Here is a 23,397-nt window from a genome sequence, read left to right on the forward strand (position 1 = left end):
GTTTTTAGTATTTGGTGGAGATGGCGGGAGTTGAACCCGCGTCCGCCAGCATTACGCTCATGAATCTACATGTTTAGTTTCTGTCTTTAGTTTTAATCCGCACCGATCCGACAGTCAGGATGGATTGGACGATTCTCTACTTTTGAACCCAAGCGATTGAGACAATCCCTTGTGGCGAACCTATATACGGACGCTTCAACTGGGCTAACCAACTATAGGTAATCGGCAGCGCAGTAAGCAGGGTTTAAGCTGCTAGAGCGTAAGTTTCGTCGTTTGCGACTATAACAATATATGTTTGATTAACGAGAGGACATACACTCTCGACATGCATCATTGAGTTTCATCACCAGCGTCGAAGCCAGAACATCCCCAATAGAACGACGTATTATAATATATAATGGTGGTTTTGGCAATGGCCTTATATGCGGACATTACACTTAATAACATACTATATTATACTAGCCTGATGAACACTATTGTTCGTTCATAGACCTATTATATGGGGCGTTTTTACGATAAATAAAGAGAGGTTGTCTACTTTCCTATTAATTCAAGAAGATGAATTACTAAACCATAAATTCTCATGCAACTTGCCTTCTTTATGAGGCATGGCAATATTAAGCGCGGTTTTAGCGAATATATCATGCGATGCCTTTGAAAAAGCCTGCCATTCAGCCCAGCGCTTTAGCACATAAACGGTCTTAGGTACATGCTCATCGAGACTATCGGTAGTCGATTGCAAGGTCTGTAGCCACCATGCTTTGTCATTATCACTTAGCTGATGATTGTTGGGTATATTTTTTTCTGCTTGCCAAGTTTTAAGAGCGGTAAGTGTATTTTTGCTATCAGGGTTACCTTGAATGATCATTGTAGCGATTAGTGCGCGAAACCAATAGGCCAGTGCCTGACGCTGTGCCATCTCATCAAGATGGGGTAGGACACATAATACGGCATGCAGACTGGTTAAGCCATGAACGATAAAAAACTCATTATCACTACCATATACAGCGCTCGCTGCAATCACAGTCAACTCTTCAATAGATGCGGTAAGATCACTCCCAATATTGGGCAGTCTTAATATCACGTTATCATTAAGAAACTGCGCCATTGGCTCATTAAAATTATCAAAGGTAATTAGGCGCTGCTGAAAGCTGCCTCTATTTAGCCGCTCGTAATCGTCGGTTCGACTGAGCTCATCTGCTCGTTTAGTCAACTGCGACACGCTATCATTAATTAAAATCTGTTTAAGCGCATCGATGGCGTTTGGCGCATCAGGCGACCATAATTGATGTTGACTATGGTGAGTGCCTGTCGCTAATGGTTGAAAGGCAGTTGCCATATAGGCCAACCCCTCGCTTGCCATGTTGTCGGACTCGACATCGACCGCCCAGCCAGTATGGATGACAGCATGCATTGCCGCTCCTGCCATGCCCTCTGATAACGCAGGGTAGTAGCGTTTTAAGCAAGCACTTAACCCAATCTTTGCTATCTTGTTATCAAAAAAGTCACGATAGGCTTCAAACGCAATGCGAGTAGACTGTATGTTATGCATCCAATTAACATCTGTTATTGCAGTATAATCAAGCGCATTATGACGTGGCGGCGCCAGCATTTCAGGCCCTTTTGCTGCGCTTGCAGTCCCTTTATTTATAGCATCATTAACATACACGTTTTGCCACCATTGCATCTTATCTTGACTGACGCCTGCAGCATCAAGCGCTATCCAATTATGAGTAATATGATTGGACAGATAGTCATCATACTCAATATGCCAATTGCGACCACGTTTAAGCCAGTCGTGTAAGTGCTTAGAATAATTTGGCTTTGAATAAAAAGTCATCTCCATGCTCTATGGCGTAATAACACATAAAATATAACATAAAAAAGCCAGTCACATAACATGACTGGCTTTTTAGACTAAGAACTAATCTTTCAGATATTACTCTTCAGAGTAATCTTCGTTCTCGTCTGCAACGTCTTCTTCAGCTGCGTCTTCGTTGTCGCCATCTTCAGACAAGATAGTGACCAAGATGCTAGCAGTAACGTCATGGTGTAGCTGAATATCAACATTGTATTCGCCCACTTGACGTAGAGTGCCTTCAGGTAGCTTGATTTCAGCACGGTCAACTTCTAGACCTGAGTTAGTCAATGCTTCAGCGATATCGCGAGTACCGATAGAGCCAAATAGCTTGCCTTCGTCACCTGATTTAGCACGCATGATGACATTAACGTCAGTTAATGCGTCAGCACGCTCTTGAGCAGTAGCGATTTCTTTTGCTTCTTCAGCTTCAAGCTCAGCACGGCGTGCTTCGAACTTTTCAATGTTAGCTTTGGTCGCAGGTAGCGCTTTGCCCTGAGGGATAAGAAAGTTACGACCGTAACCTGGTTTTACATCGACAGTTTCACCGAGTTTACCAAGGTTGACGATACGCTGTAACAAAATAATTTGCATGAGTCATTCCTAGTTAACGGTTAAATTACTGATGGTTGTCAGTATACGGAAGTAGTGAGAGGTAACGAGCTTGCTTGATAGCAGTGGCTAGTTGACGCTGATACTTAGTAGATGTACCGGTAATACGGCTTGGTACGATTTTACCATTATCACTGATGTACTGTTTTAGCAATTCAACATCTTTATAATCGATGTGAGTGATGCCTTCAGCAGTGAAACGGCAGAATTTGCGACGGCGATAGAAACGTGCCATGAGTATTCTCCTTTAATTAGTCTTCACTGTTGTCGTTGTCGTCGTTTTCACGATTGTCTGGACGACGAGTAGTTGCTTTGCGTGCGCGTTTTTCATCGGCATTCTTGGCTAACTGCGACTCTTCAGTGACAGCTTCGTCACGGCGCATAACTAGACTACGAATGATCGCATCGTTATAGCGGAATAATTCTTCAAGTTCAGCTAAAGTATCACCGTCAGTTTCGATATTGAAAAGGACGTAGTGAGCTTTGTGAATCTTGTTGATTGGATAAGCCAATTGACGGCGACCCCAATCTTCAAGACGATGGATAACACCACCGTTGTCTTGAACCAATTTGATATAGCGTTCAACCATGCCAACCACTTGGTCGCTTTGGTCTGGGTGTACGATTAACACCAGCTCGTAATGTCTCATTTGGACTCCTTACGGATTAGTAGCTATTAACCCTATGTTAATAGCAAGGAGATTTATAAGGTAAACTTGTTCTCATGTAGAGAAGTAAAGCTTAGGTTATAAAGCGCCGTATTATAGCAGTAGTCGAGTCCTAACACAAAGGTTAATACTGTTGTCTACTAATAAATAAAAAAGCAACGACTAAGCGCTGCTTTTTATGGGTCTATATGGTTTTGAGTGGGCAAATATAGTTATTTTACTACTGGTTGCTTTGCCAATTGGCTACTATCAGCTTTGACTACCAAGGTTTTAGCAACCTTATCATGCCATCCTACATTTTCAGGGCTCTTAGACGCCATAAAGTAATGAATGGCAATGACAACAAATCCTAAGAAGCTTGTAAATGAAAACAATAGGTTATAGATGATAAAGAGTAGTAAGGTACGCATACCGATAAGTTTAAGAAAAGATGGTATACGATGTGTGGTTTGATCGACGACACGAATGCCAGTGATAAGCTTACCAAGCGACTGTCCACGTAATGTGATAAATACCAATTGCAGCGCAAATAATCCAAAAACCATTACCTGTGACATCATTAATGTAGAGCTAGGTAAGCTCTCCATCAATGTCATTGAGTACTGATACGCGGCATCCATGTTCTGAATGTCTTGAAACTTTGAGTAGTCTATGTCCATTTTGGTCAATGCCAGCACTAGCGGAAAAATCGCTAATACATACAATAGACCATTAAGCGCAGTAGCTAATACTCGTGACATAATAGGCGCAAGGACGACATTACCAACCATCTTGTCTTTGTGCGATGCTGTCTTATTGCCAGTCGACTTATTTAAGGACAGGTTATTATGCGGCGTTTGATGACGATTGGTTGTCATGTCCGCTTTTGTATTTTTGGCTGTGTCTTTTGGACGTTCAGGCTTGCCATACAGTCTATCTAGTGATACTGATTTGCTGTCTTGAGTGGTGCTAGACTTGTCTTCTGGAAAGACCGTCACGTTATTGATAATAGAGTCATTAGAGGTAGAAACATCAGTAGGATGGTAAGAATACTGATTGCCCGTTAGATCCCCAATACGCTGCCATTTATCTAAGCCTTCATGCCATATCAAATCATCCAGTACTACTTCACCAGATGTCAGCATGATATTTAACTGATCCAAAGTATATGGACCAGCTTGTACGTTATTTCGAGCAAGGAAAATCTGCATAATTGCCTACATGATTAGTCATATCTTAAGTCATTATATTAGGGTCTATTCGAAAAAATCAAATAGACCCTAATCGTTACAGCTTTAATGACTGTGTAAATTGTTGCTGTGACTTAACGTGATGGCTTATTGTGCTTCTTCACCTGCTAAAAAGAACCAAGTGTCTAGTACTGAGTCGGGGTTAAGTGACACTGAGCTGATCCCTTGCTCCATGAGCCAAAAAGCAAGATCTGGGTGATCTGACGGCCCTTGACCACAAATACCAATGTACTTATCAGCTTTGCGGCAAGCATTGATCGCCATAGACAAAAGCTTTTTAACTGCAGGATCACGCTCATCAAATAAATGTGAGACGATACCTGAGTCACGATCAAGACCAAGCGTTAACTGGGTCAAATCGTTTGAGCCGATTGAGAAACCATCGAAGTGTTCTAGGAATTCTTCTGCTAGTAAGGCGTTGGTTGGTAGCTCACACATCATAATGACGCGTAGACCATTTTCACCGCGTTTTAGGCCATTTTTCTCAAGTAATTCGATGACTTCTGCTGCTTCACCAACGGTACGTACGAAAGGAATCATAATCTCGACGTTAGTCAAACCCATCTCATCACGTACGCGTTTTAGTGCTTTACACTCAAGCTCGAAGCAGTCACGGAAGTTGTCAGACACGTAACGGCTGGCACCGCGGAAGCCTAGCATTGGGTTTTCTTCTGATGGCTCGTATAATTTACCACCAAGCAAGTTGGCATATTCGTTTGATTTAAAATCTGACATACGAACGATAACTGGCTGATCCATAAAGGCAACGGCTAGTGTTGAGATACCTTCGACCAATTTATCAACATAGAAATCAACAGGTGAAGCATAGCCTGCGATACGCTCGTTGATCGCTTGTGATATCTCACGTGGTAAGCTGTTCATATTAAGCAGTGCTTTTGGATGCACGCCAATCATACGGTTGATGATAAATTCAAGACGTGCAAGGCCGATACCTTCGTTTGGCATTTGTGTAAACGAGAAGGCGCGGTCTGGGTTACCCACGTTCATCATGACTTTAAATGCCAGCTCTGGCATAGACTCAATAGAGTTGGTCTGAACTTCAAAATCGATCTGACTCTCATAGATAAAGCCTGTGTCACCTTCGGCACAAGAGACAGTAACGTCTTGACCGTCGACCAGTAATTCAGTGGCATTACCACAACCAACGATAGCTGGAACACCTAGCTCACGGGCAATAATGGCAGCGTGACAAGTACGGCCACCGCGGTTAGTAATGATGGCTGAAGCACGCTTCATGACAGGTTCCCAATCTGGATCTGTCATGTCTGATACTAAAACGTCACCGTCTTGTACTTTATCCATCTCGTTTAGGTTGCTAACGATACGTACTTTACCTGCGCCAATGCGTTGACCGATTGAGCGACCTTCGCACAATACTTTAGCACCAGTCGTATCAATGACATAGCGCTCCATAACGGTGCTGTCTTGACGACTTTTTACCGTTTCAGGACGGGCTTGCACGATAAAGAGTTCGTTAGTATCGCCATCTTTTGCCCACTCAATATCCATGGCTTGACCATAATGCTTTTCAATAGTCATTGCTTGTTTGGCAAGATCAGTCAGCTCTTCAGTGGATAACGAGAACTGCATACGATCTTGTTTTTCGACATCGACCGTTTTGACTGATTTAGTCGTGCTGCCTTCATCACCGTAGATCATCTTCTTATGTTTGCTACCAAGGTTACGGCGAATAATTGCAGGTTTACCATCAGCAAGTAGGCGTTTTGACAAGTAAAACTCATCAGGGTTCACAGCACCTTGAACGACCATCTCACCCAAGCCATAACTTGATGTGATAAAGACCACTTGATCAAAGCCACTTTCGGTATCTAAGGTGAACATAACGCCAGCTGCGCCTGTTTCTGAGCGTACCATACGTTGTACAGCGGCAGAGAGGGCCACACCTTCATGCTCAAAACCTTTATGTACACGGTAAGAAATAGCACGGTCATTATATAAAGAAGCAAACACCTCTTTAATAGCGAGTAGTACATTATCAATACCGCGAATGTTCAAAAAAGTCTCTTGTTGACCAGCAAATGACGCATCTGGCAAGTCTTCGGCAGTGGCAGAAGAACGCACCGCGACAGCGATGTCTTTGCCGCCGCTCATCTCTTCAAATGACTGGCGAACTTCTTTCTCCAAATCTTCTGGTAGCTCTTGTTCAATAATCCAATTACGGATTTTTTTACCTGTTGCCGTAAGCTTATTTACATCGTCAACATCTAGCGCTTTAAGTTCACCATTGATTTTATCAAGCAAACCTGTTTCAGTCAGAAAACGATTGAAAGCATTTGATGTTGTCGCAAAACCGCCTGGAACGCTAACGCCCAAATCAGACAGATGACTGATCATCTCGCCAAGCGAGGCATTCTTACCACCGACCATATCAATGTCGTTTTTTCCTAACTGATCAAGATTGATCACAAGTGCTGTAGATTGCGCTGCCATGATAACTCCAGAAAATAAGGTTATTTAGTAAAGATTATAACGGTAAATTATACCGCTATATTTGGATAATTTCGAGGGGTTAAACCAAAAAACTTATGAAAAAGATACAAATTATAGAGTTTAGCAATAATTTATAAGTCAACAATCGAACTATTGTCTCACTTATCCGAATATAAAGCAGCCAACTCAAGATAAATATTTTTGTAAATGATAAGCATATGTGACATATACAACCTCTACTATGTCTGAATTCATACAGAAAATTGTAGTAAAACCCATCGTCTAGGTTTTATCGCTGTGCTAACTTTGATTCCTATTAAGTGTCTATTATGAGTATAATGTATGGCATAAAGTAACAAGCACGTTTAACACTTATGACGTCTGCTACAGTAGCTAGAAGTAGAGCTATTAGCATAACGAGTCAGTAGTCCAAATATGCATGTTATAACCCCTAATCAGATGTATGCTGTCTAGCGATTCAATTATAAAATTATCACATTAAATATAATGAGTCGACTAAAGCTTACCATTGAGGTTTACACTAAGGTTTTCAAGTTATGTATTCAAACAGTCTGTCTGAGCAAGATAAAATGACTATTCAAAATCGCCATGCTTTAGGTTTGGACAACTCCCAGGCGATAAGAAGTGCGTTTTTTATCTCCGATGGTACCGCCATTACAGCTGAAACGTTGGGTCGTTCTATATTGAGTCAATTTGCTTCAGTACCATTCGAAACACGAGTGTTGCCCTATGTCGATAGTATTGAGCGTGCTGAGGATGCGGTTGCGCAGATCAACATCGCTTATCAACGCGATGGATTATTGCCATTAGTGTTTGATACGATTGTCAGTCCTGAGATTCGCGAAAAGATTAACTCGGCTCATAGCTGTAATTTAGATATGTATGAAGGTCTAATCGGACGTATCGCGGAAGAAACGGGTATAGAGCCAGATGCCCATTCTGGTCACGCTCACGATAATGTTGACTCTGAGACTTATAAAGAGCGTATCGATGCGGTACATTTTGCTTTAGATAATGATGATGGCGCTCGTACACGTCATTACAATATGGCAGATATTATATTAATTGGCGTATCACGTTCAGGTAAGACGCCAACCTCACTTTATTTGGCTTTACAGTTCGGTATTCGCGCTGCCAACTACCCACTGACCGAAGATGATCTATACGACAATCAGCTACCAAAAGCATTGCGAGAGCATAAAGATAAGTTGTTTGGCTTATTAATTGATACGGATCGTCTAGTAAAAATCCGTCAAGAGCGCCGCGCAGGTAGTCGCTACTCTAGCTATCAGCAGTGTCAGCAAGAGCAGCGCGCTATACAAGGTATCTATACTTCACAAGGTATTCAAAGTCTTGATGTCTCAGAGATGTCTGTTGAAGAGATTGCTACCCGTATTTTGCAAATGACTGGCCTAAAACGCCGCATCGGTTAATCTGATATATGTGTTTATCATCGACTATTATTATCATCATATAATGTACTTTATATAAGTATTGCTATACATTTATCATCACATAGAGAGTGTTATGAGTCTATCCCATCAACATCAACCTAAAAAATCTTCTTTATTTTTGCTGGGTCTATTAAGCAGTGTCACGTTACTTAGTGCTTGTCAAACGTCACCTTTTGCACGCGAACCGGTGCCAGAGCCTCGCTATATACCTACTATTGTCTTAGGTGACGCGCAAACGTTAACCATTATGCCAAACCGTGTGGCCTGCGCCTCAGCATTACCGATGCAATGTCTACTAGCCAAGTCCAATAAAGATGGCTCAGTATTTCAAATCCCTTACGATTGGATCGATGGCTTTACGCCAAGCCTTGGTACAGAATATGTGATCAGCGTGCGTCCGCAGGTTGATGAAGGGCGTCAGAGCCTAAATGGACATTGGACATTGCAAAATATTTTGTCACAACGTATGGTGGGCACGCCGTAGTACTGGCTACTGACGCGTGAATGTATTGATTCACGTATAGATGGCTTCATAACTGGTATGAGTAAACTGACAGACAAATAAGTAAATAAATAATTAAAGAGGTTATCATGGGAAGCAAACGCAAAGATGATGCAACTAACGATACTGGTCGTGACACACAGACCGAAGTATCAAACAAAGACAGCGGCGCTGCACCTGCTACATCTCCTGAGCAGACCAAAGAAAAAAACAAACAAGAACAAATCGAGCAAACCCACGAACAAGTCACAGAAGATGTCATGCATCATCCCGATTTGGTCAATCCGCTAGATGACACGCGTATCGATATCAAATCAGGCTTTACTAAAGATTCGCAGCGTATAAAAAGCGATCAGCATAACTTTGAATACGATGCTGTCGTACTAGGTGCAGGCCCAGCTGGCGAAGCTGCAGCAATGAAGCTTGCTAAGTCTGGTAAAAGAGTAGCTGTCGTTGACCCCCGTAATCAGGTTGGTGGTAACTCTACGCATGTTGGTACGATTCCTAGTAAAGCGCTGCGTCAATCCGTATTTAACTTGATCAATTTTCGCCGTGACCCTATGTTTACCAAGGCGCTTGAATATGAACAAGTACCACTGAATAAGGTGCTTGCCAATGCTCGTCGCGTGATACGTAGCCAAGTTAATACCCATACGCGCTTTTATGAGCGTAACCGTATTGAGGTTATCCATGGTTGGGCAAGTTTTGCAGATGCCAATACCTTGCGTATTGAAACTGATGAAAACATCTTTGAAACGGTTACCTTTAATAAGGCGATTATCACAGTTGGTAGCCGTCCTTATCGTCCTGAAATTTTAGATTTTGATCATCCGCGTGTCTTTGACTCTGATAAAATTTTGCAAATGGATTATGTCGTCAAAAAAATCATCATTTATGGCGCAGGTGTAATCGGTTGTGAATATGCTTCAATTTTTACCGGTCTTGGTTATAAAGTTGATTTGATTAATAACCAAAACCAGCTACTAAGCTATCTCGATAGCGAGATTAGTGATGCTATCGCGCATGACTTTAGACAGTTTGGTGTCCTTATCCGCAGCAATGAAGAAATTGACCATCTTGAGACTCACGACGATTATGTAATTTTGCATCTCAAAAGTGGTAAAAAAATCAAGTCTGATGCCATTCTTTGGTCAAATGGTCGCTCAGGTAACACTGAGGGATTAAATTTAGAAGCTATAGGTTTAAAGGCCAATGGCCGTGGTCAGCTCAAAGTAGATGACACTTACTGTACAGACGTTAAGAATATTTATGCCGCTGGAGATGTGATTGGCTGGCCGTCTCTGGCTTCTGCCGCCTACGACCAAGGGCGCTGTGCGGCAGCCTTTATGGTTGGTGATAGCGATGCAGAGCCGGTATCGAGTGTGCCAACTGGTATCTATACCATTCCTGAAATCTCAAGTATTGGTAAGACTGAGCAAGAGCTGACTGATGAAAAAGTGCCTTACGAAGTGGGGCAGGCGTTCTTTAAGCACTTGGCACGTGCGCAGATTATTGGTGAGCGCTCTGGTGTATTAAAGATATTGTTCCATCGTGAGACGCTTGAAATCTTGGGCATCCATTGCTACGGCAATCATGCTTCAGAGATTATCCATATTGGACAGGCTGTGATGAAGTGTAACAATACCCTTGAATATTTTGTCAATACGACGTTTAACTACCCAACGATGGCAGAAGCTTATCGGGTAGCGGCGTTAAATGGACTCAACCGAGTGTTTTAGATTTTTTAGTGCACTTAATTGCTATTATAAAAGCGTCTGTTAAACATCTAACAGGCGCTTTTTTTGTCTAGTCATTTCTTGAGCCAGTGTTTTATAAGGCGTTTTTACAAGTCAGCTTTCTAACTAAATATTTTTCAACTAAGTGTTTTTCAAAGTAGGCGGTTTTGTATCCGTACGCTTGCGCATAAACAATAATAAAATAAAGTAAAATAGCCATAAGCCAATTAAGGCATAAAAACCTGTAGCGACTTGCGAGAGACTGGCGCCCATTTGATTAAGCTGTACTGAAGTATTGATCGCAGGGGTGGTGGGTATCAACCAGCGCAAAATTTGTAGTACTTCTGGCAACTGGTTGGCAGGCCAAGGATAACCACTCATAAAAAACATCGGTAGTGAGCTAAAAATCAATATTTGCATACTACGTTCACGCAAGCGAAACCATAAGCCAAACACGCAACCAAGCGTCGCTACTGTCGGACAAAAAATCATCAAAAATAATAAACTCCCAAGCATGTTTTGTCCACGTAGATAATGGTGCAGCTCAAAAGTCCAGCCATAATAAAAGCAGCCAACTGTGAAGCTAAGTACGCTCACAGCTACAATTCTTCCAAGCCAGCCGCGAATACTGGTGCTATGACGCCGCTGTTCATACCAAGTACTGATCAGCATTGCAGACGCTATTAACAGAGTCTGTTGCAAAATAATAATAGATACTGCTGGTACTACATATGCACCATAGCCCTCAGTTTGATTATACAAAGGCATAATCTGTAATGGGACAGCCTGAGTGTTTTGCGCAGCAGTAGGTGCATAAGCCCCTTGAGCCACGTTTTTTTTGACTTCAACTCCCGCTGATACCGTACTAACCGCTTGTAAGAACCCCATCTGCACGTTTTTATTTAATAAAAAATAACCACCATTACCGAGCACACTGACGCTGGCTTCCTTCCCAGATAGCACTTGCTGCTCAAGTCCGCTTGGAATAATCATGTAGCCTGCAATTTGATCTGACCAAATGGCTTCTTTGGCTGCTTGTTCGTTAAGAAAGCGTTTGGTGTTTAGCTGTGGACTGGCGCTGCTATAACGCACAATCGTACGCGATAAGTCACTGTTATCGTAATCGACGATACCGACCGGTACATGATTGACCACCTCAGATGAATAAGGCCACGGATAAAAAAAGCCATAAATAATAGGCGCTATAATCAACATCAAGAGCACGCCTTTATCAGTAAACACATCCTTAAATGTTTGGATAAAGTTTGCCCAAAACGACTGTGGTACTGGCAATGTCGTAAGGAAGGTAGATGTTTCTGCAGCGTTGGTTTTAGTTGATTTTGACATTAGCGTGCTCCCCAGCGCTCAGGACGCGATAAGGCACGTTTGGTCAAAAAGACCATTAAAATTATCGCAATAACAGTTACTAAGAGTAGGCCATAAACAATGGGCAGTGATACGGTAAGGGGAGCTTGCATTTGTAGCTGCGCAATGTGCAGCTGTAGATAATGCGTCAATGGTAGTGCATCAGCCCAATATTTGGCGCTGTCGGTAATGGCAATATAAGGGTAAGTCACGCCTGCGAATGCGTAGGAGGGTACGGAGATGAATCCAGTAGCCGATAATCCCATACGTAATGAAAATGAGCCGAGTGTAAAGACAGCACCAAGCCAAAATGAGAGAATTATTAATAACACCAGACTCATATAAGTGATTAACAACGATACTGTGTCCACGCTTTGTTGCGGTGTGGCTAGCCATAATGCCAACGCTGACCAGATACTATAAGCCAGTATGGGCCAAAAATACTTACCTAATAAGCCTGCGAATAATACGGATAAGCTCGCTTTTTTTATGTTGTTCGAGCTTTCCGTATTATTGTTTTTATATTGACCACTATAATTAGCCAATATTAAGTCAGGCGTGCCTATATCGATAAAACGAGACCAACGTCCAAGCTGCTTATCGCGTAGCTCTCGGCCAATTGTCGTTGCCCCAATCACCATTGCTAAAATATGCAGTAGCGCAGGGATTACTGTCGATGCCAAAAACTGCTGATAGTTATTAATGGTATTAAATAGGCTGGTACGTTGAATAGCGATAGGAGAGTAGTTGATCGCTGCTTGTGAAGGCGCCATGCCTTGCTTGATCATACGTTGTATTTCAACGCCTGCTGACAAAGTACCGGTGACTGCTTGTACGCTGGTCTGAATGATGCCTGAATGCGTGCCATACTGAGCATTTACTTGCAAGACAACAGGTGCTGGTTTGCTGGATGAAATATTACGTGAAAAGTCCTCAGGTATGATGACGACTGCATAAACATCCCGTTGCAATATAGCCGCTTCGACTTCTGCTGGCGAGTGGTACTGCTCATGAACAGTTAGCTCAGGACTGGCTTCTAGATAGCGAACCAATGTATTGGCCACCGGACCATTGTCTTGATCAACGACCCCGATAGGCAGATCTGTGATTTGAGTTTGCGAAAATATCCACCAAACGAGCAAGACAGTTGCTAGGGGTATCCATAGCACCATTGCCAAATCCCACTGATTTTTGGCTAAGAACCGCCGCTCATAAGCAGCACTGCGTACAAATGCTTTTAGCAGACCCATGGTTTACTCTTGAGCCTGAATAGCATCAGTCGGGTCAATCTGTACAATGACACTCATACCGGAGCGAATACGACTGTCTGGGTTTGAAGGTCTTGCTTTGATTTCAAAAGTGCGTACATCAAAGCCATCATCGTTATTGGTCGGTCGCCAAGTTGCGAAATCAGACAGTGTTGAAGTCGCATAAACTGTAAACTCTTTATTATAGGGTTTATCTGTAGATGACAGCGCTGGAATCGTACCCGTAAACTGTTGACCAATAGCAAATTGATTTAAGTGGTTTTCGGTAACATTTAACACGACCCACTGCTCGTCTGTATTGACCAAAGTCAGTATTGGTACACCTTGTCCAATGACTTCACCTGCGCTGACGATGACATCATCCACAATACCAGCAATCGGGCTTTTGAGGTTGGCTTCTTCTTTTGCGACCAGCGCTTCATCTAGCTGAGCGTCGACTTGCGCGACTTGTGCGGTGGCAGCAGACTTATCTTCGCTGCGCGCGCCTTCTAATGCCAAGTCATACTGCAAACGCGCCGCTTCAGTTTGGTCTTGCGTAGCCAAAAACTGCGCATAGGCTTCATCACGCTTCTGCCTTGCCATAAGTCCTTCTTCATAAAGACGATTGACACGTTGGTAGGTGTTTTGTGCCAAATCAGAAGCGGCTTTATTGGCTTGCCAAGCGGCTTTTGCTTGCGCGATCTCTTGCGGGCGCGCACCGTTTTCTGCTTTATCCAATTGACTTTGTGCCATTTGCTTACCAGCACGAGCTTGAGCAATCTTTGCGTTGATTTCAGGTGAGTCCATCTCAATCAGTTGCTGACCGACTTCAACTTTATCGCCTTCTGTGACCAAAATCTGTGCGATACGTCCCGGCACCTTTGTTGCGATGGACGTTTGCTGCATCTGCATTTGCCCCTGAAAAGTCACCGTATTGGGCGCGCTATGCTCATTACTTATTATCAGACCATAGCCGATGAAGCCCAGCACAATAATAACAATAAACGCGATGATGATTTTTTTTAAGGTTTTATTGGCGTTACTTTGTTTATGATACTCAGGAACAGTAGTGGTATCCTGCGAGGTTTGCACATCGGTTTTGGCATTATTTACATCATTAGCGTTATTTAAATTATCAGGGGCATTATAAGGGTCGGGCATGACAATAAGCGTCCTAAAATATTACGATTAAAAAAAGCGCGTTATGAGTACACACGAATTGCGTCGGAGGCACGGCGTGTGGTCATCTCATAGTTAAACATCGCCCCAAGCGCGATAATAAAGGCGGAATAATACAGCCACAGCATAATCACTACGGCGGCTGAGAGTGCCCCAAACGTAGCGCTATAGTTGTTAAAGTTTTGTACGTAAATGGAAAAAATACCGGACAACAAAATCCATAATACGGTGGCTAACGCCGCTCCGGGAATCAATCTTTTGATAGGAACAGCGCCGCGATTGGGCGCAAAACGATACAATCCCAAAAAGCTTAAAAAGATAATAATGGCAAGTATCGGCCAGCGGCTCCAAAGCACAATGGTCTCAAACGGTTGCCCGAAAGAAAAAAACTGTGCCAATAAAGGAATGGCGGCGATCGTTGATAGTGCTACGATAAACAAGATAAGCGCGGCAACGGTTAATAAAATGGCTCTGATAATACTGACGATAAAACTGCGCCGCTCGGTGATATGAAACGCCAAATTAATCAAAATCACCAAGTTTTTGATACCGCGTGAGCCTGAATATAAAGCTAAAACTGTCGAAAACAATAGCCCGAAAGACAAGCGGGTAGTGGTGTTCTGCGTCAAGCTGTCTAAACGCTCATAAATGATGTCATAAACAGAGGGCGGTATAAACGGCTCTAACATGGCAATTTGCGCTTGCATCTCAGCGGGTGAAAAAACCAGGTTATAGATGAGTACAAACACCGCCATAATCGGAAAAATGGACAAAAACCCAAAAAATCCCACACTGGCGCAGTGTGCCCAAACGTTTGGCGTGTTGGCAGCACTCCATGTCTGCATTAGCAATTGCCGCCATTTTTGAGTGGGAGATATTGTTGTAGGTGTCGTCGCGTCTTTCATAATGTGTCCGTATCTTTGTTATTGTTTATCAAATTTAAAGCGAAGATATTCAAGTATTTACTATTAATAAGGTATTACTATCAAGGTTTTGTCATCTAAACCCTCTAAAGTCCAAGCATTTTAAACAGACCTTTTAAATAGGACATCCTTAACAATAGGGTAAGGTAAAACGAGCCGATTACGCACGCTTTTTTGTGTTTTTATGGTTATTGTTGATATAGCGTAGGCAAGCGAATGTCAGCAGCGTTTAGATAAGCATTAAAGGCGAGTGGCGTACCGCAGCTTTGCATAAGAGCTGCTAGCCCCTGTACGTAGTCGTTTGCAGCCTGCGCTTGTTCGGTGCGGGCTTTGAGAGCTTGCGTTTGTGCTTGTACGACTTCGATAGTAGTATTCACACCTTCTTGCAGTCCAAGGCGACGCAAGCGTAATACCTCTGCGGCTAAGTCGACATTGCTTTGGAGGGCTTGATAGCGCGACTGAGCATTGTTCACATCGTTCCAGTTTTTTTCGACTAGCAATAATAGGTTGTCACTGACTTCGATTTCGGACAAATCCGCTTGGCGTATCTTAGCATCATTTGATGCTAGAGATGCTGCTTTATCGAGCCCGCCCCACAGCTTCCAACTGGCCGACACACCTGCAATCCAGCTGGGATCTTTTTCAACTTGTCCATAACCGTATAGCATAACAGTTGGCTTATAACCAGTATCGGATAGCTTACGTAGCTGCTCAGCTTGCACGCGTTTAGCGGCGACTTTTTGTAGTCCAGGATGATGTTTTAGTGCCAAGTTTTGAAAGTAACTGACATCTGGTAGAGGACGACTGGACACAAACAGTGGAGTGGTTGGCTTAATACGGTAGTCTGTCCGCAACAGACGTTGTAATGATATCATTGCAAGGCGAGCATCATTATGGGCATTATCTGATTCACTCTTAGCATCTGCCAGAGCAGATTGCGCCTCCAATCTATCAACACGCGAGATAAAACCTTCTTCATATAAGCGTTTGGCCATATGGTCGGTCTGCTGCAGCGTATCGTAAGCGTCTTCACGCAAGTAAGCGGCAATAATCGCTAGTTGCGCCTTGAAGTAACGTTCAATCAACGTGTTATAAAGCGCATTTTTATCGAGTATGCTGTCCGCCACTGCTTCTTGAGTACGGGCATCTGATGCTCCAGTGAGTGCTGAGGTGCGCCCAGCAGTATAAACAGGCCAAGCAAAACCGAGACCTGCCCCTGCTGTAGAGCCTGAGCGCTTAAAGTCATAGGAGTCTGGAATGCGATCGCCGACCATCTCACCAAAGTTTGGTAAATCTGGTATAGGAGGAATAACGTCGCCAGTATTAGCGCCAGCGTTATTCACACCGTTGATCACCTCGTTTTTGAGCGTTGATAAGTCAATATCTTCTTGTACATTATAGGTATTGGCTGATAGCTGCGCGAATACAAAAGGATTATCTATTGTCTTGAGAGCATCGGTTTGATATTCGCTGGCTACAATGGCAGCTTGATTGGCAGCAAGTTTAGGTGAAACTTGTAATAATATTTCTTGTGCTTGCTCAAGACTCAAAAAGCTAGCCACGTCTAACGGGTAGCTATTAGCGACTTTTTTATGGGTAATAGGGTCAACAAGAGTGTTTAGAGTAGGATCGCTTGATGGCGGTGATAAGTCCGCGTGGACTGGATCGGCATGAATCGTATCCATTGAGATAAGGTTTTGGTCAATATCCGTGTTTATAGTATGGTCGTTCGCTGCGGTATGAGTTGAGATTCCTATTAGCATAACAGTTGCAACTGCACTAGGCAGAGATAAGATAGCAAATTTCATGGAGTATAAACCGTTAATTAGGAAGCAAATTGTCGTCGTATATTAAGATATTGCCATACAAAATACTTAAGTAAAAAACAATTAAATCAATTGTCATCTATAGTATAAGTCTTAATAGGGATAGCAAAGCGTACACTGTAGAGCCACAACTGTGATAGGTCAATGCTTATTACTTACTTGTCATTCATTCAGTGTTAAGGTTTTATATAATCTGTACCAAGAAGCAGGCACAATATAATATTATATCGCTATAAATTTTGTAAATTGTAGGTGTATGTTCTATTTTAGAACCTATTATAAAAAGAGACAACTATATAGCTAGTTTTAGTATAGAAGGTCTTAATATCAAATAGGTAGAGCCAACAGTATTGTTTGATAAGGTTGAGGGGGAAATATGGCAGGATATATATTGGCATTGGATCAAGGAACAACATCAAGCCGTGCGATTTTATATGATGATCATGCGCGTCCTATCGAGATTGCCCAGCAGCCCACCACATTACAAACGCCAAAAGCTGGCTATGTAGAGCAAGATGCGCGGCAAATCTGGCAAACTCAAATTAGCTGTGCGCACGATGTCATTAATCAAGCAGGGTTGTTGGCAACTGATGTGACTAGTATTGCTATTACCAACCAGCGCGAATCTATCGTCGTTTGGGATAGACAGACAGGTACACCGCTTGCTCCAGCGATTATTTGGCAAGATAGGCGCACAGCAAGCTATTGTGAAAACTTGGCCCGTGATAGTACTGATAATGTGACAACGCAAATTCAACAGATTACTGGTTTACGACTAGACGCTTATTTTAGTGCCAGTAAGATTGCTTGGCTGCTTGAACACAACCCTAAGATTAAAGTGCGTGCTGCAAGTGGTCAGTTGGCAGTAGGTACTATTGATAGCTGGTTGATTTATCAGCTGACTGGTGGCGAGCACGTCATCGATATCACCAATGCTTGTCGTACCCTGTTGTATGATATTCATAAGCTGGCATGGTCAGAAGATCTGTGCGCGCGCTTTAATATTCCAATGAATATATTGCCAAGAGTACTGCCGTCAGACGGAGAGTTTGGCAAGACTAAAAAAGGCTTGTTTGCCAAGCAAATTCCTATTCATGCGGTACTAGGAGATCAGCAGGCAGCGTTGTTTGGGCAAGGTTGTCTTAAGCCTGGTATGGCCAAAAACACTTATGGCACTGGTTGTTTTATGCTGATGAATATTGGTCAAACCCCCAAACTTAGTGAGCATCAACTCCTAACTACGATAGCTTGGCAACGTAAAGCACCCATAAATCGTGTCGATAACTTAACTATCAGTGAAATAGTGCAATCTGGTAAACGCATGATACAAGCTCCCACCTCCTTTTTTGGACGTGAAGTTACTTATGCGTTAGAAGGTAGTGTTTTTATGGCAGGGGCTATCGTACAGTGGCTGCGTGATAATTTAGGTATGATTAAACAAAGCTGCGATGTTGAAGATTTAGCGCGGCAAGTAGACAGTAGCGAAGCTGTCGTATTACTTCCAGCCTTTACTGGGCTTGGCACACCTTACTGGCGCTCTGATATACATGCTAGCATCAGTGGTATGAGCCGCGGTACTACCAAAGCCCATATCGCTCGTGCTGCTCTCGAAGCGATTGCCTTTCAAACTTATGATGTGCTTATCGCTATGCAAAAAGACAGTCCGCATCCATTAACAGAACTACGAGTCGATGGCGGTGCGGCAAACAATGATTTGCTCATGCAGTTTCAAGCCGATTTACTCAATGTTCCTGTCTTACGTCCCAAAGATACTGAAATCACTGCTAAAGGAGCAGCTCTATTAGCTGGTCTAAAAAATGGTCTGTATGACGAGCAAACTATAAAAGAGTCATGGCAAGTCGACCGTGTCTTTGAACCCAATATGCTATCTGAGAGACGGGCACAGCACATTGATAAATGGCAGCGAGTTATTACTAAGGCATTAATGGAAGTTTGAGAGATACATAGACATATGACGATGTTCTTAATTACTATTTTTAGCACGTGTTTATATAGTCAAGTTATAACTATACATCTTGTAACGTAAGGTCATCATGACCTCGACATACTTTACATAAACGTTCTATCGATAAGTGTCGATAGTTTTTTATACTTTAACAGTGATTAATTAAGCACTTAACTTAATCCAAATTTATAATTAATAAGTAAATAATAATCAATTTAAGGATGAAATTATGAGTAACCGTGACAATGATCTTATCAATGATCGAGTAATAGACCCGAATGATCGTGTTATAACCAATGATAATCTCGTTGGTGGCGACAAAGAGCGTATCATAGATGACAATGCTCGCAGAATGGCAGGTTCTGATCGTGTGGTAGATAACTCTGATCGTGTCGTAGATGATAGAGTCATCGAAGATCATGACAATATTGATCGTGATGAAGTTAAACATATGTCTAAAGAGTCAAAAGAAGATCTTAATGCCGATCCTATTACTGGCGAGCCAGGTTCTCATCCAGTTGGTACAGGTGTTGGCGGTGTTGGCGGAGCAGCAGCAGGCGCAGCAATTGGTACGATGGCAGGACCGCTCGGTACTTTAATTGGTGGTGCGATTGGTGCTGTTGTTGGCGGCGGAGCAGGACATGCAGCAGCAGAAGCTATTGACCCAACACGTGAAGAGGCTTACTGGCGCGCAGAACACGCCAATACTAGCTATTATCAGCAAGGTCATGATTTTGACCGTGATTTACATCCAGCCTATGCGGTAGGTTATGCCAACAGAGCGCGTTATCCTGCTGATGCACGTTTTGAAGATCATGAAAATGACCTAAAGCGTTCATGGGAAGAGGTAAAAGGTGATTCACGCTTAGCATGGGATGAGGCGCGTCATGCATCACGCGATGCATGGAACCGAGTCAGCTAATTTTTGTGGTCTATAAAATAGATTGTGTTTAGCAGTTTTTATGTAGATGCGGCTTACTTCGTTTGTAAATCGCATCATTAGATACAGTACTATTACTAATTAGTAAATTGTGTTGACTATCATGTATAGAAACTTGCTGGTTTGTGAATTACAAGGTAACAAATGTATATGCAGTATAACGGATATACCCAACTAATGTAATTTGTGCTATGTTGAAGCTTCCAAAGGCAACTTTGGAGGCTTTTTTGTTTGTATTCAAAACCGGTAAATTTGAAGAATAATATATTAAAATAAAATATAATATTTCAAATAATCATTTTAAAACCATATAAAAATAATAATAGGTAATTTATGGATCGTCATACAAGCAACGATGAGCGAAAACAATTCTATATAGCTACTGCCAACTTACTCAATTTTGCCAATCCAAATCGGATCTATTATGATAATGCACCCGCTTACAATCAAAAGAGCTACCTAGATAAGTTACAAGGAATAACTGGATTGCTTACTAAAGCTCATGCAGACATTATTGCAGTACAAGAAGTATGGGATAGTGAGGCATTAGAAGCGTTGGCAGTCTCATTAGGTTTTAAAGCTGAGCATGTAATTATTCCGCTTGCTAGCAATGATAGTACTAGCAAGTATACGCAAGGCCACGGCGCACAAAAGACGCCAGCTGTTGGTTTTATTAGCCGTTTTGCTCCATTAGAAAGCACGTTATTAAAAGACATAGTGCCTGAAGCTATCATCAATGTTCCTGATGTTGGACCTTATCTTCAATTCAATCGTCCACCATTATTATTACGGGCTGATGTGCATGGTCAACCAATAACGATAATCACGGCTCATCTTAAAAGTAAACGGGCTTACTTTTTAAGAGATGAGTCTGGTAATTTGTTAGAAGATATGGATGATCCTAATATCCGTGTGCGCGCTAAGTTACGCAGTTTATGTATGCGAGCGGCAGAAGCTGCATCGATACGTATGTCTATTATTCAGCGGCTCCAACACACTCGCGAGCCATTGATATTATTAGGGGATATGAATGATGTCACTGGAAGTGTAACTACGCAATTAATGGCTGAGACAGGAGAAGTGAACTATGATAAAAGTATGCGTGACATAGCGTTATTCGATGCAGCTCGTATTCAAGCTCGTTATGGCTGGATGAAAGATGTTGCTTATACACATATCCATCAGGGCATGCCAGAGGTTATTGATCAATTATTCGTTTCAGAAGAATTTTTGCCTGATAGTAAATTTTCGTTAGGTCATGTGGAACGCGTGGATTATTTTAATGATCATTTGAAGTGGGATTATGCTGACAGAGTTATCGATCATGGCATTGTCCGAGCAAAAATAAGACTTTACGATTAACCGTACAATATAACGAGTCAAATTATCAATGGGTACATTATCATCTAATCCATTCACGCCCCTTGTTTGATAATGTGCAAGTGTTTATGATGCTCCCTCATTGAGTTTAGTAGCAATAATACTTACTACTAAATTGACATTAGTATGCTGGTTTAATGTTAATGTCATTCGATGAAGATCATATTTATACATAATAGGGCGTAATAACAAGAGGTTCATAATGAGTGATCATAAAGACGACAAAATAGAAGACATTTTGGTCGATTCAGAATTGGCTAAGAAGTTGGTACCAAACAAGTTTAAGTTCACAAGTCAGCAAGGACGAGTACGCCGTCAAAAACTGTTAATGGGTGCAAAAAAACTGAGTGAAACTCGCTCTATTAACGATATTAGCTTAGCTGATGTGTGTGAAGAAGCCGGTATTCCGCGAGCTTCTGCTTATCATTTTTTCCCAAACATTGAAGCGATATTTTTGGCATTGCGTTTTTTAAATGCAATCGAGATTTTAGAAATATTAACGACCGTCGAGACAGTGGATTACGATAGGTGGCAGGGTTACTTGACGGCTCTTATCCAGCGCTGCGTAAGTATCTTTCATGAAGATCAGACCAAAGCCAAACTGATTTATGATACCAATACGCCAGATTTTGAAGGCGATGGTTTTGGTGAAGATATAGATCATCAAATTGTCGAGCTCGTCTATAAGCGTTTATCAGAGCGCTATGAGATGCCAAAATTTGAAGACATACAAGACACATTGTTAGTAACTTATAGTATCATCAATGGTATATTTACTTTATCGTATCGTCGTCATGAGCGTATTACAGATAACTATCTGCAAGAAGCGACCACCGCATCTATTGCTTATCTGCGTTGCTACTTGCCAGAGAAGCTACCGCGCAAAAACCGTTAAGTCTCGGTTGTGCTAATTTGAGCTTCAGATAATCATAGAGGTTACCGTCTACTATGAATAGATAATGAAGTAATCACTACCAATAAGCTGACGTCATGTCGGCTTTTTTGTTTTATAGAGCTATGATTTAGTTAATGAGATGTTTTATGGTCTCGTGACCAATATTATATTTTGCAGTTGGCATAGTCATGTTTAATGTTATAGATGGAGCCAACGGCGACTTTTTGACGTCATTACTGTTTGTAGTATTGGATATCAGAGGTAGGGAGTGACCACGACAACTATCATCTTGCGGATCTAATGGTACATATCGCTTATAGTAATCAACGATCGAGTTTTCGAGTGCTACGTTGGTCTTTGAATCATGAGCATTAACATAGGCTTCACGTGCCTGCTCTAACCAACGTTCAGCCATTCGAAAATGCGTACCGGACTGATGTCTGTCATGAGCACACTGATCAGCTGCTGCCCAAATGAGAGCAACCTCACTAAATGCCAACTCACGTGGGGCAATGATCTCACTATTACTGTTGTTTAAAGTGCTACCTTTTAGAGCGCTTATTGTTGCCCATAGGTCAGGTCTCATCAATGCAGACGTCGATGGAATATCAGTTGTTAAACTCAAATCTTTATCAGCATTACTTTGTAGCTTTTGTAAAATAGTAGCGGCAGCTTTTAATGCGTGACTGCCAGCAGATGAGTGGCTTTTAATACTGTTCTCATAAGAGGCGTAGTTGAGCCAAGCTTGGGCTTTATAAGCAAAATATTGCTGACGTGTGGTTAGGGAGTTTTGTTGGTAAGCAGCAAGCTCGGTTAGCATACAGTCGATAGTTTGCTGCTCAGACTGCTGAGAGTTTGCGTGAGCATTTTGTGCGACTTTATCATCATAACAATAGCTGACTGTACTAGTAGTATCATGAGCTAGGTTTTTGTTACGGTTATTATCTGCAGCCTGTGCTAAAGGTAAGGATGCTACTAGCATTACTGCAGACAGTGCAGTACGTGTGCAAAGCTTATAGACAGATACTATCGTCAAAACGTTTGAAGTATTTAGCATAATGCAACCCTTGTTGTATGGTCACTCATCTATGAGCTAGCATGTAAATTGTACAAGATATCGTTAT

19 protein-coding genes and 1 other RNA gene are annotated in these 23,397 nt (G+C 42.2%); 7 read left to right on the top strand and 13 right to left on the bottom strand.

Annotation, left to right across the window (positions count from 1 at the left end; translation table 11 throughout):
- Positions 1-12: 12 nt before the first annotated feature.
- From ssrA to ppsA, 7 genes are all read right to left on the bottom strand, one after another.
- Positions 13-371, bottom strand: a transfer-messenger RNA (tmRNA) gene (gene ssrA, locus Q0895_RS07850).
- A 179-nt stretch (positions 372-550) separates the two neighbouring features.
- Positions 551-1,840 (bottom strand): questin oxidase family protein, encoded by a 1,290-nt coding sequence (locus Q0895_RS07855; RefSeq protein ID WP_299187414.1) that lies wholly within the window; start codon positions 1,838-1,840, stop codon positions 551-553.
- A gap of 99 nt (positions 1,841-1,939) precedes the next feature.
- Positions 1,940-2,452, bottom strand: a complete 513-nt coding sequence (rplI, locus tag Q0895_RS07860; RefSeq protein ID WP_058368566.1) for a 50S ribosomal protein L9 — start codon at positions 2,450-2,452, stop codon at positions 1,940-1,942.
- Positions 2,453-2,477: 25 nt separating this feature from the next.
- The gene (rpsR, locus tag Q0895_RS07865; RefSeq protein ID WP_058368567.1) at positions 2,478-2,705 is read right to left on the bottom strand and encodes a 30S ribosomal protein S18; all 228 of its coding nucleotides are present in this window, start codon (positions 2,703-2,705) and stop codon (positions 2,478-2,480) included.
- Between the two features lie 16 nt (positions 2,706-2,721).
- Positions 2,722-3,120, bottom strand: a complete 399-nt coding sequence (gene rpsF / locus Q0895_RS07870; RefSeq protein WP_058368568.1) for a 30S ribosomal protein S6 — start codon at positions 3,118-3,120, stop codon at positions 2,722-2,724.
- A gap of 230 nt (positions 3,121-3,350) precedes the next feature.
- Complete coding sequence (locus Q0895_RS07875) at positions 3,351-4,328, bottom strand: RDD family protein (RefSeq protein ID WP_299187423.1); 978 nt, start codon at positions 4,326-4,328, stop codon at positions 3,351-3,353.
- A gap of 126 nt (positions 4,329-4,454) precedes the next feature.
- A complete protein-coding gene (gene ppsA, locus Q0895_RS07880) occupies positions 4,455-6,839 on the bottom strand; it encodes a phosphoenolpyruvate synthase (RefSeq protein WP_299187426.1) in 2,385 nt (794 codons plus the stop codon).
- A 590-nt stretch (positions 6,840-7,429) separates the two neighbouring features.
- Between ppsA and Q0895_RS07885 the strand changes: the two genes are divergently transcribed.
- The 3 genes from Q0895_RS07885 to sthA all read left to right on the top strand — a co-directional run bounded on the left by Q0895_RS07885 (position 7,430) and on the right by sthA (position 10,555).
- Entirely contained in the window at positions 7,430-8,293 is an 864-nt protein-coding gene (locus Q0895_RS07885; protein ID WP_143505638.1) for a pyruvate, water dikinase regulatory protein, read from the top strand.
- 94 nt (positions 8,294-8,387) lie between these two features.
- Positions 8,388-8,798 carry a DUF4377 domain-containing protein gene (locus Q0895_RS07890; RefSeq protein WP_058368571.1) on the top strand — a complete coding sequence of 137 codons (411 nt, stop codon included), beginning with the start codon at positions 8,388-8,390 and terminating at the stop codon, positions 8,796-8,798.
- Positions 8,799-8,905: 107 nt separating this feature from the next.
- Positions 8,906-10,555 carry a Si-specific NAD(P)(+) transhydrogenase gene (sthA, locus tag Q0895_RS07895; RefSeq protein ID WP_058368572.1) on the top strand — a complete coding sequence of 550 codons (1,650 nt, stop codon included), beginning with the start codon at positions 8,906-8,908 and terminating at the stop codon, positions 10,553-10,555.
- Between the two features lie 138 nt (positions 10,556-10,693).
- Here sthA and Q0895_RS07900 read toward each other — a convergent pair whose 3' ends face one another.
- From Q0895_RS07900 to Q0895_RS07920, 5 genes are all read right to left on the bottom strand, one after another.
- A complete protein-coding gene (locus tag Q0895_RS07900) occupies positions 10,694-11,899 on the bottom strand; it encodes an ABC transporter permease (RefSeq protein ID WP_299187435.1) in 1,206 nt (401 codons plus the stop codon).
- On the bottom strand, positions 11,899-13,167 hold the full coding sequence (locus tag Q0895_RS07905) for an ABC transporter permease (RefSeq protein WP_299187438.1): 1,269 nt from the start codon (positions 13,165-13,167) through the stop codon (positions 11,899-11,901). The genes Q0895_RS07900 and Q0895_RS07905 overlap by 1 nt, the downstream gene beginning before the upstream one ends.
- Positions 13,168-13,170: 3 nt before the next feature.
- A complete protein-coding gene (locus Q0895_RS07910) occupies positions 13,171-14,325 on the bottom strand; it encodes an efflux RND transporter periplasmic adaptor subunit (protein ID WP_299187440.1) in 1,155 nt (384 codons plus the stop codon).
- A 41-nt stretch (positions 14,326-14,366) separates the two neighbouring features.
- Positions 14,367-15,248 carry a YihY/virulence factor BrkB family protein gene (locus Q0895_RS07915; RefSeq protein WP_299187442.1) on the bottom strand — a complete coding sequence of 294 codons (882 nt, stop codon included), beginning with the start codon at positions 15,246-15,248 and terminating at the stop codon, positions 14,367-14,369.
- A gap of 206 nt (positions 15,249-15,454) precedes the next feature.
- Entirely contained in the window at positions 15,455-17,074 is a 1,620-nt protein-coding gene (locus Q0895_RS07920; protein WP_299187444.1) for a TolC family protein, read from the bottom strand.
- 394 nt (positions 17,075-17,468) lie between these two features.
- Here Q0895_RS07920 and glpK point away from each other — a divergent pair, with 394 nt between their 5' ends.
- The 4 genes from glpK (at position 17,469) to Q0895_RS07940 (ending at position 22,273) form a co-directional block, all read left to right on the top strand.
- The gene (gene glpK, locus Q0895_RS07925; RefSeq protein WP_299187446.1) at positions 17,469-19,049 is read left to right on the top strand and encodes a glycerol kinase GlpK; all 1,581 of its coding nucleotides are present in this window, start codon (positions 17,469-17,471) and stop codon (positions 19,047-19,049) included.
- Between the two features lie 460 nt (positions 19,050-19,509).
- Positions 19,510-19,980, top strand: coding sequence for a hypothetical protein (locus tag Q0895_RS07930; RefSeq protein ID WP_299187708.1), 471 nt, complete (start codon positions 19,510-19,512; stop codon positions 19,978-19,980).
- A 351-nt stretch (positions 19,981-20,331) separates the two neighbouring features.
- Positions 20,332-21,360 carry an endonuclease/exonuclease/phosphatase family protein gene (locus Q0895_RS07935; protein ID WP_299187447.1) on the top strand — a complete coding sequence of 343 codons (1,029 nt, stop codon included), beginning with the start codon at positions 20,332-20,334 and terminating at the stop codon, positions 21,358-21,360.
- A 220-nt stretch (positions 21,361-21,580) separates the two neighbouring features.
- Positions 21,581-22,273, top strand: a complete 693-nt coding sequence (locus Q0895_RS07940; RefSeq protein WP_058368580.1) for a TetR/AcrR family transcriptional regulator — start codon at positions 21,581-21,583, stop codon at positions 22,271-22,273.
- Between the two features lie 127 nt (positions 22,274-22,400).
- On the opposite strand, the gene Q0895_RS07945 is transcribed toward Q0895_RS07940, so the two are convergent.
- Positions 22,401-23,330, bottom strand: coding sequence for a hypothetical protein (locus Q0895_RS07945; protein ID WP_299187449.1), 930 nt, complete (start codon positions 23,328-23,330; stop codon positions 22,401-22,403).
- Positions 23,331-23,397: the final 67 nt, after the last annotated feature.

The sequence above is a fragment of the uncultured Psychrobacter sp. genome, assembly GCF_947495825.1.
GTDB lineage: Bacteria > Pseudomonadota > Gammaproteobacteria > Pseudomonadales > Moraxellaceae > Psychrobacter.

Coding starts and splice junctions, on each gene's coding strand:
- Q0895_RS07935 (WP_299187447.1), top strand. CDS start 20,332: ATGGATCGTCATACAAGCAACGATGAGCGAAAACAATTCTATATAGCT.
- Q0895_RS07920 (WP_299187444.1), bottom strand. CDS start 17,074: ATGAAATTTGCTATCTTATCTCTGCCTAGTGCAGTTGCAACTGTTATG.
- rpsF (WP_058368568.1), bottom strand. CDS start 3,120: ATGAGACATTACGAGCTGGTGTTAATCGTACACCCAGACCAAAGCGAC.
- Q0895_RS07915 (WP_299187442.1), bottom strand. CDS start 15,248: ATGAAAGACGCGACGACACCTACAACAATATCTCCCACTCAAAAATGG.
- Q0895_RS07910 (WP_299187440.1), bottom strand. CDS start 14,325: ATGCCCGACCCTTATAATGCCCCTGATAATTTAAATAACGCTAATGAT.
- Q0895_RS07875 (WP_299187423.1), bottom strand. CDS start 4,328: ATGCAGATTTTCCTTGCTCGAAATAACGTACAAGCTGGTCCATATACT.
- sthA (WP_058368572.1), top strand. CDS start 8,906: ATGGGAAGCAAACGCAAAGATGATGCAACTAACGATACTGGTCGTGAC.
- Q0895_RS07930 (WP_299187708.1), top strand. CDS start 19,510: ATGTCTAAAGAGTCAAAAGAAGATCTTAATGCCGATCCTATTACTGGC.
- Q0895_RS07945 (WP_299187449.1), bottom strand. CDS start 23,330: ATGCTAAATACTTCAAACGTTTTGACGATAGTATCTGTCTATAAGCTT.
- Q0895_RS07855 (WP_299187414.1), bottom strand. CDS start 1,840: ATGACTTTTTATTCAAAGCCAAATTATTCTAAGCACTTACACGACTGG.
- Q0895_RS07885 (WP_143505638.1), top strand. CDS start 7,430: ATGACTATTCAAAATCGCCATGCTTTAGGTTTGGACAACTCCCAGGCG.
- glpK (WP_299187446.1), top strand. CDS start 17,469: ATGGCAGGATATATATTGGCATTGGATCAAGGAACAACATCAAGCCGT.
- Q0895_RS07940 (WP_058368580.1), top strand. CDS start 21,581: ATGAGTGATCATAAAGACGACAAAATAGAAGACATTTTGGTCGATTCA.
- Q0895_RS07900 (WP_299187435.1), bottom strand. CDS start 11,899: ATGTCAAAATCAACTAAAACCAACGCTGCAGAAACATCTACCTTCCTT.
- rplI (WP_058368566.1), bottom strand. CDS start 2,452: ATGCAAATTATTTTGTTACAGCGTATCGTCAACCTTGGTAAACTCGGT.
- Q0895_RS07890 (WP_058368571.1), top strand. CDS start 8,388: ATGAGTCTATCCCATCAACATCAACCTAAAAAATCTTCTTTATTTTTG.
- rpsR (WP_058368567.1), bottom strand. CDS start 2,705: ATGGCACGTTTCTATCGCCGTCGCAAATTCTGCCGTTTCACTGCTGAA.
- Q0895_RS07905 (WP_299187438.1), bottom strand. CDS start 13,167: ATGGGTCTGCTAAAAGCATTTGTACGCAGTGCTGCTTATGAGCGGCGG.
- ppsA (WP_299187426.1), bottom strand. CDS start 6,839: ATGGCAGCGCAATCTACAGCACTTGTGATCAATCTTGATCAGTTAGGA.